The following is a 12,341-nucleotide window of genomic DNA, read 5'->3' as shown; positions in this document are numbered from 1 at the left end:
CCTTCAACCGGCCGCCCCACCGGCCTAGCGTCGGCACATGGACACCTTCGACTTCGCACCGCGACGCGCGATCGTGACGGCCTCCGACTCCGGCATCGGCCAAGCGACCGCGATCGCTCTGGCCGACGTCGGCATGGACGTCGGCATCACCTGGCACTCCGACGAGGAGGGCGCCCAGCGCACGGCCGAGGCCGTGCGCGAACGCGGCCGCACCGCCGAGGTGGTGCAGTTCGACGCGACGAAGCTGGATCAGGTCGCACCCACCCTCGAGCAGCTCATGGACCGCCTCGGCGGCATCGATGTGTTCGTCAACAACGCCGGCGGCGGCTCCGGCGGTCCCTTCCTGGAGCTGTCGCTCGAGGACTGGCGGAGCATCGTCGCGCTGAACCTCGACGGCGCCTTCGCCGGCATGCAGGCCGCAGCCCGTCGCATGGTGTCGGCGGGAGCCGGTGGACGCATCATCGCGATCACGAGCGTCCACGAGACGCAGCCCCGCGTCGGATCCGCGCCGTACGTGACGTCCAAGCACGGCCTCGGCGGCCTGGTCAAGACGATGGCGCAGGAGCTCGGCGAACACGCCATCACGGTGAACGCCGTGGCCCCCGGTGAGATCGCGACGCCCATCAACGACATGGACTCCGAGGACGCCGAGAACACCCACCGGCCGGGAATCCCCCTGGGACGCCCGGGCAAGGCGGAGGAGATCGCGGCGGTGGTCGCCTTCCTCGCCTCGCCGGCCGCGAGCTACGTCACCGGCGCCAGCTGGAGCGTCGACGGCGGCATGCTGCAGATGGGCCCGCAGGCCGGCTCGCATCTGACCAGCGACGACTGGCGGGAGGGATGAGCATGCGATCCGATGAGTCCGGCGAAGAGCGGGACGAGACCGGCATGACGCACGAGGAGAAGCGTCGCGATCAGCTGCTCTCGGCACCGGATGCCGTGGAGGAGGATGCCGCGCCGCGCATCGACGTCACCCACCGCGACGGTGTGACGCGCATCGACATCCGCGAGGATGCTCCGGTGCGCCCCGGCAACCCGTACGAGGAGCCCGAGGAATAGCGTCGGGCGCGTGCCCCCGCATGGCCCCGACGTCAGCTCGTGACGCGGAAGTCGACGGGTACCGGCTCGTCGGAGTGGCGGGCGGCGCGGGCGTCTCTCTCCAGGCCCGAAGACTGCGTGAGGATGCCGTAGAGCTCGGGGCGACGGCCGAGCAGCCAGCGGCGCCCGGTGGCCAGCGCAAGCAGGTCGAGGTCGAGGTCGGCGGTGACGACGGCTTCGTCGGCGACGGCGGCCTCGGCGACGACGCGGCCGTACGGGTCGAGGATCATCGCGTTGCCCGTGCGGATCTCGTCGTCATCGGGCCCGACCCCGTTGCTGAACAGCACGAAGATGCCGTTGTCATGCGCACGCGACGGCAGCCACCGCATCAGCCAGCCGCGCCCGGAGGGACCGTCGACCGCCTCCGCGAGAGCCTCCGGATCCTCATGGCGGTTGTGCCACAGAGCGGCCGGGATCGGCTTCATGCCGTGGGGACTGCGCGAGTTCGTCCCGCCGGTCTGGTGGGGCGCGATCAGCACCGTCGCGCCCAGGAGCGCCACGGCGCGGACGTTCTCGACGAGGTTGTTGTCCCAGCAGATGAGGATCGCCGTCCGCTGTCCCCAGGGGGTGTCGAACACCGTGAACCGGTCGCCGCTCGTGATCGCCTCATGCTCGAAGGCGTGCAGCTTGCGGTGGATGTGCACCTCCCCGCCGGGAAGGCACACGGCGTACGAGTTGTAGAGCCGGCCATCCTCCGACTCGAGGAAGCCCGCGCCGATCCCGACGCCCAGTTCGGCCGCCATCTCCTGGATCGCTCGCACGAGCGGACCGTCGGCAGGCTCGGCCAGCGCGCGCAGGCGTTCGGAAGTCGTCTTGGTGAGGTGCCAATAGCCGAGGAGGCACATCTCCGGGAAGACGACGAGCTGGGCTCCGTCGGCCGCCGCCTGCTCCGCGAGACGACGGACGGTCGCGAGGTTCGCGCTCTTGTCGGACGGTGCGGGCGTGAACTGCACCACGGATGCGCGGATGCCCGCGGGCTGGGTGTCGGGCATCGTGCCGTCTGCTTCACTCACGCATCCAGCCAACCTCACCCGCGCGATAACGTCCAATGAAGATCCGGCGCCGTTCTATACCATCGAGGAATGGAATTTCGCCTGTTGCAGGCGTTCACGAGCGCCGCGCTCTCCCCGACGTTCAGCGCGGCGGCGGCGTCGCTGTCGATCACGCAGCCCGCACTGACGAAGCGCATCCAGCAGCTCGAGGCTGTCGTCGGCACACCGCTGTTCCGGCGCGGCAGGCACGGTGCCGAACTGACGGACGCGGGCGCGGCGCTCCTGGAGGAGGCCCGCGAGATCGTCGACCGCGTGGCACGTCTGGAGGGGCGGGCACGGCGGGTGGCGACGGGCGAAGAGGGCCACCTGACCGTGGGGTTCGGCCTCTCGAGCATCTCCGTCGCACCGCGCGCGATCGCCGCGTTCCGGAGAACGAGTCCCGGCGTGTCGGTGAGCCTGCACGACATGTCGTCGTCGGCGCAGATCGAGGGACTGAGGGTCGGCCGCATCGACGTGGGGTTCGCGCGACTGCCCGTACCCGGCGACCTGCGCAGCATCCCCGTGCTGAGCGACCGTCTTGCCATCGCGCACCCCGATGATGTCGATCCGCCGACCGACGAAGCCACCGTCGCGGGGTGGCTCGACCGCCAGCCGCTGGTCCGCCTGGCTCCGGCGCGTGGACCAGGACTGAGCTCGCAGATCGCACGGTTCCTCGACGACATCGGAGCGCATCCGGCGGTGGCCCAGGAGGCCGACGACCTGCAGACCGTCCTCGCTCTCGTCGCGGCGGGCGCGGGAACGGCCATCGTCCCCGAGAGCGGCCGCCACATCACCCCTCCCCGAGTCCGGATGACCGCAGTGAGCGGACGCAGCGCGTCCTGGCGCGTCGGGGCGGTGTGGAAGCCCGGCACGGAGACGCCGGTCGTCCGCGCGTTCCTCGCCCGGCTCACGCAGCCGGCGCCGCGCTGACCCGCGGCGGCGCTCACGGCATCCGCGCCGCACGGGCGCTGCGGACGATCGGTCGGATGCCGCGGACGAGTGGTCGGGCGGTGCGGCCGGCCGCTTGACATCGTGGCGCTATGCCCACGACCGCTTCGATCCCCGTCGCCCTGTCCGCCGCCGCTGAGAAGATGCGCTACGGCGGACTGATCGCCATGATGCTGATGAGCTTCCTGCTCGTCACCGCAGAGTTCCTCCCCAACGGCGTGCTCACCGAGATGGCAGCCGGACTGGGGGTGACGGCGGGGCAGGCGGGCCAGACCGTCACGGTCACCGCTCTCGTCGGCCTCCTCGTCGCACCCACCGTGGGACTGGTCTTCCCGCGCCTGGACCGCCGCTCCCTGCTGGCGTGGATGGCGCTGGCGGCCGCGCTGTCGAACCTCGCCGTCGCCGTCGCGCCGAACCTCCTGATCGTCCTGCTGGCGCGGTTCTTCCTGGGCGCCGCCATCAGCGCGTTCTGGTCGATGTCGATCACCGTCGCCGCGCGGATCGCCGGGCCCGAGCGGCTCGGACGGGCCGTCATGTTCGCGTCGGCGGGTGCGTCGCTGGCCACCGTCGCGGGCGTTCCGGTCGGTGTCATGCTCAGCGAGCTGCTCGACTGGCGAGTCGTGTTCGCGCTCGCCGGCGTCGTCACGGGTCTTCTCGCACTGGCCCTCCGCCTGCTGCTGCCGTCCGTGCCGCCCGCGCAGGCGTCCAGCTTCGCCATCCTTCGCGACACCGCCCGGCGCCCCGGCATCACGCTCGGCCTGATCGGGCACATCCTGGTCGTGCTCGGGCACTTCCTGGCCTACACCTACATCCGCCTGGCACTCGAGCGCATGCAGGTCGGACCCGACGCGGCCACCGTCGACGCAGGCACCATCGTGCTGCTGCTCGCCCTGTTCGGCGTCGGAGGCCTCATCGGCAACATCGTGATCGGCATGGTGGTGGACCGCTCGTTCGCGTTCTTCGCGGTGCTCGCCCCGGTCGTGATCGCCGTGGCGGTGATGGCGATGCTGCTGCTGTCGGGATCGGTCGTCGCCATCTCAGTGGTGTCGTTCGTCTGGGGCTTCTTCTTCGCCTCGTGGCTCATCGTCATCAACACATGGGTGGGACACCGGATGCCTGACCGGCTCGAGCCGGGCGGCAGCCTGGTGGTCGTCGGCTTCCAGGCCGCGATCACTCTCGCCGCCGCCGTCGGCGGGTTCCTCGTCGACAACGTCGGGGTCGAGCTGGTCTACATGATCGGCGCGGCGATGCTCGTGGTCGGCGCGGTGCTGTTCGGCGCTTCCAACCGCATCCGCACCTGACGGAATAGCCCTCGACCGGGGCATGTTGCCGACCTCATGGTGACTGTCGACCAGGATGCCTTGGCGCACGTGCTCGCCTCCGTCGACCTCCGTGTCGGAGTGGCTCGACGCGTCGCGCTGGAAGCAGGATCACTGCTGCCCCTTCGGTCAGGCGCGGTGACCCTGGTCTACATCGCGGAGGGCGCGCTTCGCGGGCGCCCTCCGCTCAGTGCGGGCTGCCGCCTGGACGTCGACCGCGCGTCGCGCCGCATCGAGGTCGCCGCACCGGGGGACCACTCGCTGCTCCGGACCGGCGACGCCCTGCTCGCGCTGGGAGGAAAGCCTCTCGCACTGCAGGCGCAGAGCGCGTCGGCCGTCGTGGTGGTCGATCTGCAGCTCGCGGACGCGGCCGCGGGGCTGCGCGCCCTCCTGCCCGACGACGTGCTCGCGGTCACCGACTTCGCGGGCCTGGAGCCGGCAGCCGCCGCCCTGGCCGCCAACATGGGGCTCGTCGACCCTGACCGATGCGCGACGCGCTCGGGTGATCCCGTCATCTGCCGCCTGATGAACACCACGGTGCTCCTCTCGCTCATCCGGGCGTGGGCGGAGAACGGCTGCGCCCCCGAAGGCTGGCCCGCGTCGCGACGCGATCCGTTCCTGACGCGCGTCATCGAGGCGATCCACGACCAGCCTGGGCGCGACTGGACGGTCGAGCTCCTCGCGAACGTCGGCGCCATGTCGCGCTCGGTGTTCGCCGAGCGGTTCCGGGCGGCGCTGGGCCGCTCCCCCGCGAGCTACGTCACCGAGGTGCGGATCGACACCGCCAAAGGGATGCTCGAGCGCGGACTGCCCGTGTCCACGGTCGCGCGCGAGCTCGGCTACTCGTCCGACGAGGGCTTCAGCCGCGCGTTCCGCCGGCAGACCGGGATGACGCCGTCGGCGTGGCGGCACAGTCGGCGTCCGGCTGTCGTCGCGTAGCCGAGTCCCGGCGCTCGGCCGGGTGAGCCGTCGTTCACGCCCGCTGCGGCGTGGTCACGGGCGCACCATCAGGTATCCGCGCTCGTCGTCGAAGCCGCCGATCACCAGGCCCTCCGCGAGGTGGCCGAGCACGGCCTCGCGCACGCGCAGGCGCCACGCCGCGGCATCCGCCGGCGACTGGCGCCGCATCGCCTCGATGTCGTGAGGGATCGGCACCGAGGCCACCACCCGATCGTGCGAGGGGGTGGGCACGGGCGGCGCGGCGAGCGCCCAGCGCACCATGATGCGGTCGGTCTCGTCGCCGCGATTGACGCCGTCGTCCATCGGGCCGTAGTGGTTGACGAGGTAGTCGGTGACGCGGGTGCCAAGGACCCGCAGGTTGAAATGCGCATTCCGCGCGACGAGCGGGTCGAAGGTCCAGGTGATGTGGCCGACCTCGCGCTCAAGCGCCCACTCGCGCTGGTGCTGCTTGAGCAGCCGGCCGAGGCCGTGCGCCTGGAGACCGGGAAGGATGCCGGTGATGTGGCTGTGCATCGACCGGGTCGCGGGCGCGGCGAAGAAGGCGACGGATGCTCCGACCATCCGGTCGCCGTCGTAGAGGCCCACCGCGTAGTTGCCGGAATGGGCCAGTGCCCGCAGCAGGTTCGGAGGCATCCCGGCGCGGTCTCCACCCCACACCTCGGCCAGCACGTCGGAGGCTCGGAACACCTCCTCCACGCTCTCCAGCGGACGGATCTCGATTCCCGGGCGCGGCGCGGTCTCGGCCATCCGCCCACGCTACCTCGTGCGCACGGCGGTGCCGCCGCAGAGCCGGGGTGCGAGGGCGCAGTTAGCCTGGACGGATGGGCAGCCGAGGCGAGGACGACAGACGGAGCCTCACCCGGATGCCTCGGCAGGGCGCCATCGTCGCGGTCCTGGCGATCGCGGGGCTCGCCTCGTCCTTCATGTTCACCCTGGTCGTCCCGATCCAGTCGGAGTTGCCGGAGCTGCTCGATGCCAGCCGTGAGGATACGGCGTGGGTCGTGACGTCGACGCTCGTCGCGGCCGCCGTGATGACCCCCATCTCCGGGCGACTGGGCGACATGTACGGCAAGCGCCGGATCGTGCTGGTGCTTCTCGGGCTGCTCGTTCTGGGATCGGTCATCGCGGCGCTGTCCCCCGGGATCGTCGGAGTCATCGTCGGCCGGGCCCTGCAGGGCACGGTCACCGGGGTCGTGCCGCTGGGCATCTCGATCCTCCGGGACGTGCTGCACGAGGACCGGGTGGATGCCGCCATCGCGCTGATCAGCGCCACGCTCGGCGTCGGCGGGGCGCTCGGCCTCCCGATCAGCGCGCTCATCACGGAGCACAGCGACTGGCATGCCCTCTTCTGGATGTCGGCCGGTCTCGGTGTCGTGGTGATCGGGCTCGTGCTGTGGATCGTGCCGGTCAGCGCCCTGCGGACCGGCGGCCGGTTCGACTACGTCGGGACGGTCGGGCTCGCGGTCGGTCTGCTGGGCATCCTTCTCGCCGTCTCGCGCGGCAACGAGTGGGGCTGGTCCTCCCCTGCGGTGCTGACGCTCGGCCTCGGCGGTGTCGCCGTGCTGCTGGCGTGGGGCTGGTACGAGCTGCGGATCGACGAGCCGCTCCTCGACCTGCGTGTCGCGGCACGCCGCCCCGTGCTGCTCACGAACATCGCATCGATCGCCGTCGGCTTCTCGTTGTTCGCGTCGAACGTGATCTACCCGCAGATGCTCGAACTCCCCGTCGCGACCGGCGGTTTCGGCCTGTCGCTGCTGGCGGCGAGTCTCGTCGTGATGCCTGCAGGCCTGGTGATGATGGTGCTGTCGCCCTTCTCCGGAAGGCTCGCACACGCCGTGGGTCCGAAGCTCCTCCTGATCGCGGGGGCTATCGCGCTCATCGTCACCTACGCCTTCACGCTGCTGTTCCAGGACGAGGTGTGGCAGATCGTCGTGGCGAACATCGGCATAGGTGTCGGGATCGGATTCGGATACGCCGCCATGCCGATGCTGATCATGCGTTCCGTGCCGCAGTCCGAGACCGGCGCATCCAACGGGCTGAACGCCCTGTTCCGCTCGCTCGGCACGAGCACCGCCGCGGCCGTCATCGGCGCCGTGCTGGCCACCTTCGCGATCGATGTGGACGGCGTCGCCGTCCCCGAACCCGTCGCATTCCAGGTGTCGTTCGTCCTGGGCGGCGGTGCGGCAGTGGTGGCTCTCCTGGTCGCGCTGTTCATCCCGCGTCACCACTCGACACGTGAGCAGCATCCGTCGTTGCGGGAGTGACGTTCGCCGCTGCGTGATGGGGATGTCCTGCCGCAGTGAAGGGCCACGGCGCAAGCCCCCTCGCCGCGGCGAGTCGGCGTGGCTACCCTGGCGCCATGGACGACAGGCGAGACTCCGAGCCCGAGCAGGTGCCGGTCGGTCCGCCGACCGGGGCGACCGCTGCGGCCGATCCTGCCGCAGGAACCCGCCGCGGGCGACGGGCAGCGGAGGAGAGCGGCACCGACGCCGCCGCGACGACCGCGCCTCCGGGCACCGAGGACCACGACACCCGGTTCTTCGGTCAGCCCTGGGCTCTCGCGCACGTGTTCGGCGTGGAGATGTGGGAGCGGTTCAGCTTCTACGGCATGCAGGGCATCCTGCTGATCTACATGTACTACACCGCCACCGAGGGCGGACTCGGGATCGGCGAGGGGGTCGCCACCGGCATCGTCGGCGCGTATGGCGGCACGGTCTACCTCTCCACGATCCTGGGGGCGTGGATCGCCGACCGGCTGCTCGGCTCCGAGCGGGTGCTGTTCTACAGCGCGATCGTCATCATGGCGGGCCACATCGCGTTGGCGATCCTGCCCAACGCCTCTGGCCTGGCCATCGGCCTGGTCCTCGTCGCCGTCGGCTCGGGCGGGCTCAAAGCGAACGCGACGGCCGTGGTCGGCACCCTGTACAGCGAGAAGGACCCGCGACGGGATGCCGGGTTCTCGCTGTTCTACCTGGGCATCAACCTCGGCGCGTTCTTCGGGCCGATCGTCACCGGCGCTCTCCAGTCGACCGTCGGCTTCCACTGGGGCTTCGGCGCCGCGGCCGTCGGCATGGCCCTGGGCCTCCTGCAGTACTCCTTCGGCCGCAAGCAGCTGCCCGAGTCGGCGCGGGCCGTGCCGAACCCGCTGCCACGCAGCCGGCGCGGCCCCGTCATCGGCATCGCCGCGGCCGGCGTCGCCCTCATCGCGGTGCTTGTGCTGGTCGGCGTCATCCGAGCGGAGAATCTCGACGGCATCGTCATCCTCGTGACGCTGGCCGCAGCGATCGCGTACTTCGCGGTCATCCTCTCCTCGCGCGCGATCAGCGCCGTCGAGCGCTCCCGGGTCTTCAGCTTCATTCCCCTCTTCATCGTCAACGTCGGCTTCTGGTCGCTGTATCAGCAGCAGTTCACGGTGCTGACGATCTACTCCGATCAGCGGCTGGACCGCGACCTGTTCGGGTGGGAGATGCCGGTGTCATGGGTCAACTCCATCAACCCCATCTTCGTCATCGTGCTCTCCGGCGTCTTCGCCGCCGTCTGGACGAAGCTCGACACCCGCCAGCCGTCCACGCCGACGAAGTTCGCGCTCGGCGCGATCATCATGGGCGCGGCGTTCCTGCTGTTCCTGCCGTGGGCGAACGGTCCGGCCAACTCCACGCCGCTCCTGGCGGTCGTGATGATCCTGCTGGTCTTCACGCTCGCTGAGCTGTTCATCTCGCCGGTCGGGCTGTCGGCGTCCACGAAGCTCGCGCCCCAGCGCTTCCACACGCAGATGGTCGCGCTGTACTTCCTGTCCGTCGCGCTCGGCACGGTGATCGCGGGGTGGCTGGCGCAGTTCTACAACCCCGAGGACGAGGTGCCCTACTTCACGATCCTCGGGGCGATCTCGATCGTGCTCGGCGTCGCGCTCGTGCTGTCGGTCAAGCCGGTGCTCGCCCTGATGCGCGGCGTGCGCTAGACCGCGCTCGCCGACATCAGCGCCGGCGCCAGTTCCTCACGCACCCACGACGTCAGAGAGGTGGCCGTCGTGGTCGCGGCGGTACGAGGCTGCTCGGGCGCGAAGCCGTCGCGCAGCCCCGTCGACATCCCCAGGAGCGCATCGGCGGCGCGAGGGGGGATCCCCGCAGCGAGGTACCGGTCCCGCATCGCCTCGTCCGGGATGCGCACCACCCGGATCTCGCGCCCGAGCTCAGCGCTCAGGATGCCGGCCACCTCGTTCCAGCTGAGGTCCGCGGCGCCGTGGACGGCCTGGACGCGCCGCCCCGACCAGCCGGGGTTGAGCAGCCAGGTCGCGCCCACTTCTGCGATGTCACGGGGAGCGACCCAGCTCATCCGCGCATCGGGCGGCAGCACCACCTCGATCGTGCCGACCCGGAGCGCCTCCAGCTGGAACAGCAGGTTGGTGAAGAAGTAGCCGCAGCGCAGGTGGACCACGTCGACGCCGAGCGCATCCAGGGCGACCTCGGTCGCCGCCAGGCCATCGATCTCGCCGGCGCCGTGACGCTTCTCCGCCCCGACGCTGCTCTGGAACACCACCCTGCGGATGCCGTTGCGCCGGACCGCGGAAACGAGCGCATCCGCTCCGCGGGCGTAGTCCGCCAGCGGGTCGGCGCTCGAGGGTGACGGCGTGACCCAGTACAGCGCGTCAGCCCCGGAGGTCGCGGCGACGACCTCCTCGGCATTCCAGGAGTCGGCCCGCACGATGTCGACGTAGTGGTGCAGGTCTCGGGGCACGCGCGACGGCGTGCGGGTGAGCAGCAGTGGGCGGATGCCGGCCCGCACCAGGATGGGCACGAGGTGCTGACCGACGTGGCCGTTGGGAGTCGTGACGGCGATTCGCATGACGTGATTCCTTTCCTGACGAGGTCCCGGATGCGACGCTACGAGGGGATGCGGCCGATTCCTGGCCGTTTCTCCCGGCAGGATGGTCGCATGGCGGGACCGACCGAGCGCAGGCTCCAGCTCCTGTCGCTGCTGCAGGGCGGCGGCTCCTGGGCGGTCGACGTCCTTGCGCGCCGGCTCGAGGTGAGCGAGCGCACGGTGCGGCGCGACGCCCAGCGACTCCGGGAACTCGGCTACGACGTCCGCTCACGCCCTGGCCCGGGGGCCGCGTACGAACTGCGTCCGGGACTGAAGGTGCCGCCGCTGCTCTTCACCGAGGAGGAGGTCACCGCCATGGTCGCCGCTATCGCGGTGCTGGGCGCCTGGGTGCCTGGCGACCCGGCGGTGGCGACGGCCGCCATGAAGCTCGAGCAGGTGCTCCCGCCGCGGCTGAGTCGCCGCGCTCGGGCCACGGCGCTGTCGACGCAGGTGCTGGAACGGGCGAAGGTCCCTGTCGACGTCGCTGCGATCGGCGTGCTCGCCGACGCCATCGCCGCCGGCGTGCGGGTCCGCTTCCGGTACCGCGATCAGCGCGGTCGCGTCTCGGACCGGCTGATCGAGCCCTACCGCCACATTCTCCGCGGTGGGAAGTGGTACCTCATCGGCTTCGACGTCGACCGCGACGATTGGCGCCTGTTCCGCCTGGACCGGCTCGGCGACCTCGAACCGACACCCAGCTCGTTCCGCGCGCGCCCCTTCCCGGACGTCTCGATCGAGCACTGGCTCCTCACCGACTTCGGCCGCGCGCGCGAAGAAGAGCGGCGCCGCCGAGCATGACCGGCGCTGAGGCACCCTCGAGCCGCGGTCTCCCGGCCGCGGGTCGCGCGGGTCAGCGCAGGCGGCGCCCGGCGAGCATGACGGCCACGACGCCCACCACGGCGGCGACCAGCATCGCGCCGGCGGAGACGGCGGTCGTGAGGGTGGGGCGGAGGTCACCGCCGGTGACACCTCCGAGCCAGGGCCCGACGGCGATGCCGACATTGAACAGCACCACGATGCCGGCGCTGGCGAGGGTCCTCGTGCGATCGGTGGCGATCCGCATCAGCGTCGTCTGCAGCAGCGGGAACAGCGCGCCGATCGCGAAGCCCCACACCACGAGCGCGCCGATCACCGCCGGCAGCGATGCGGCGAACCCGGTGAGCACGGCGAAGGCGACGACGAAGCCGACGAGGATCGTCACGAGCGCGCCGCGCGGGAACCGGTCGGCGAGGAAGCCCGCCGCCACCACCCCGACCATCCCCGCCATCCCGTAGGCGAACAGGAGCCCCGCCGCCCAGTCCGCCTCCACGCCCGCGGAGACCTCGAGGTACGGGCGGATGTACGTGAACGACGCGAACTGCGAGACGGCGATGAGCACGGCCGCCATCCCGAACGCCGCGAGCGCCGGGAGCGAGGGATCGCGCAGAAGACCGGCGCCGCGGTCGGATGCCTCGGCCGGCGCGGGCTGGAACCGCGGCATGGCGCGCACCACGATGACCCCGAGGATCAGCGCGATCGCCCCGAGCACGATGAAGGCCGCGCGCCACCCCACCCCCTGGGCGAGGAGCGTGGCGGCGGGCAGTCCTGCGACGGTCGCGGCAGTGCCTCCGGCTGTGACGATCGCGAGCCCGCGGCCCAGATGCGAGGGCGACAGCAGCGACGTGGCGTAGACGATCACGACGGCCCAGAACACCCCGTGCGCCGTGGCGGCGACGACGCGCATGGCCAGCGCGAACGCATAGCCGGGTGCGAGTGCTGTGGCGAGGTTCGCCAGCGCGAAGACCGCGAGCGAGAAGCCGACCACGAGCCGTCGATCCACGCGCGCCGTCGCCCGCGCGAGCGGCAGGCTCGTCACGATGACGGTCAGAGCCCACACCGAGATCAGCAGCCCGATCTGCATCGGCGACGCGCCGAGGTCCGCCGACATCTCGGGCAGAAGCCCCGCCGGCAGCGACTCGGCGGTCACGGTGATCAGCACGCCGAGACTGAGGATGAGCAGGGCACGCAGCGGGAAGCGGAGGGCGGCTGCGGGTGCCGCGCCCACAGGCGTTGTCGTCGTCATGGTGCGAGACTAAACTTTGACACCAATGTCAAGGTCAAGCTCTGTCACGAACGACGAGAAGAC

The 12,341-nt window shown here is 71.0% G+C and carries 12 protein-coding genes; 8 read left to right on the top strand and 4 right to left on the bottom strand.

Annotated features, from left to right (window positions below; translation table 11 throughout):
* Positions 1–37 precede the first annotated feature (37 nt).
* Both AC5RVZ_RS00760 and AC5RVZ_RS00755 read left to right on the top strand, forming a co-directional pair.
* On the top strand, positions 38–844 hold the full coding sequence (locus AC5RVZ_RS00760) for an SDR family oxidoreductase (protein ID WP_494063876.1): 807 nt from the start codon (positions 38–40) through the stop codon (positions 842–844).
* 2 nt (positions 845–846) lie between these two features.
* A complete protein-coding gene (locus AC5RVZ_RS00755) occupies positions 847–1,059 on the top strand; it encodes a hypothetical protein (protein ID WP_494063875.1) in 213 nt (70 codons plus the stop codon).
* A gap of 32 nt (positions 1,060–1,091) precedes the next feature.
* On the opposite strand, the gene AC5RVZ_RS00750 is transcribed toward AC5RVZ_RS00755, so the two are convergent.
* A complete protein-coding gene (locus tag AC5RVZ_RS00750) occupies positions 1,092–2,111 on the bottom strand; it encodes a nitrilase-related carbon-nitrogen hydrolase (RefSeq protein ID WP_494063874.1) in 1,020 nt (339 codons plus the stop codon).
* A 69-nt stretch (positions 2,112–2,180) separates the two neighbouring features.
* Here AC5RVZ_RS00750 and AC5RVZ_RS00745 point away from each other — a divergent pair, with 69 nt between their 5' ends.
* From AC5RVZ_RS00745 to AC5RVZ_RS00735, 3 genes are all read left to right on the top strand, one after another.
* On the top strand, positions 2,181–3,059 hold the full coding sequence (locus tag AC5RVZ_RS00745) for a LysR family transcriptional regulator (protein ID WP_494063873.1): 879 nt from the start codon (positions 2,181–2,183) through the stop codon (positions 3,057–3,059).
* A 110-nt stretch (positions 3,060–3,169) separates the two neighbouring features.
* A complete protein-coding gene (locus AC5RVZ_RS00740; protein WP_494063872.1) occupies positions 3,170–4,378 on the top strand; it encodes an MFS transporter in 1,209 nt (402 codons plus the stop codon).
* A 36-nt stretch (positions 4,379–4,414) separates the two neighbouring features.
* Positions 4,415–5,335, top strand: coding sequence for a helix-turn-helix domain-containing protein (locus AC5RVZ_RS00735; protein WP_494063871.1), 921 nt, complete (start codon positions 4,415–4,417; stop codon positions 5,333–5,335).
* Between the two features lie 54 nt (positions 5,336–5,389).
* Here the strand turns inward: AC5RVZ_RS00735 and AC5RVZ_RS00730 are convergent, their stop codons facing one another.
* Positions 5,390–6,103 carry a GNAT family N-acetyltransferase gene (locus tag AC5RVZ_RS00730; protein ID WP_494063870.1) on the bottom strand — a complete coding sequence of 238 codons (714 nt, stop codon included), beginning with the start codon at positions 6,101–6,103 and terminating at the stop codon, positions 5,390–5,392.
* Between the two features lie 116 nt (positions 6,104–6,219).
* On the opposite strand from AC5RVZ_RS00730, the gene AC5RVZ_RS00725 reads away from it, so the two are divergent.
* Both AC5RVZ_RS00725 and AC5RVZ_RS00720 read left to right on the top strand, forming a co-directional pair.
* On the top strand, positions 6,220–7,620 hold the full coding sequence (locus AC5RVZ_RS00725) for an MFS transporter (RefSeq protein ID WP_494064700.1): 1,401 nt from the start codon (positions 6,220–6,222) through the stop codon (positions 7,618–7,620).
* A gap of 95 nt (positions 7,621–7,715) precedes the next feature.
* On the top strand, positions 7,716–9,314 hold the full coding sequence (locus AC5RVZ_RS00720) for a peptide MFS transporter (RefSeq protein ID WP_494063869.1): 1,599 nt from the start codon (positions 7,716–7,718) through the stop codon (positions 9,312–9,314).
* On the opposite strand, the gene AC5RVZ_RS00715 is transcribed toward AC5RVZ_RS00720, so the two are convergent.
* On the bottom strand, positions 9,311–10,198 hold the full coding sequence (locus tag AC5RVZ_RS00715) for an NAD(P)H-binding protein (protein WP_494063868.1): 888 nt from the start codon (positions 10,196–10,198) through the stop codon (positions 9,311–9,313). The two genes, AC5RVZ_RS00720 and AC5RVZ_RS00715, sit on opposite strands and share 4 nt — an antisense overlap.
* Positions 10,199–10,288: 90 nt before the next feature.
* Between AC5RVZ_RS00715 and AC5RVZ_RS00710 the strand changes: the two genes are divergently transcribed.
* The gene (locus tag AC5RVZ_RS00710) at positions 10,289–11,014 is read left to right on the top strand and encodes a helix-turn-helix transcriptional regulator (protein ID WP_494063867.1); all 726 of its coding nucleotides are present in this window, start codon (positions 10,289–10,291) and stop codon (positions 11,012–11,014) included.
* 52 nt (positions 11,015–11,066) lie between these two features.
* Here AC5RVZ_RS00710 and AC5RVZ_RS00705 read toward each other — a convergent pair whose 3' ends face one another.
* The gene (locus AC5RVZ_RS00705) at positions 11,067–12,278 is read right to left on the bottom strand and encodes an MFS transporter (protein ID WP_494063866.1); all 1,212 of its coding nucleotides are present in this window, start codon (positions 12,276–12,278) and stop codon (positions 11,067–11,069) included.
* Between the last annotated feature and the right edge of the window lie 63 nt (positions 12,279–12,341).

Source organism: Arthrobacter sp. Cza30 (assembly GCF_059090765.1).
Note: the sequence above shows the minus strand (reverse complement) of the source record. Positions and strands in the feature narration are given on the sequence as shown.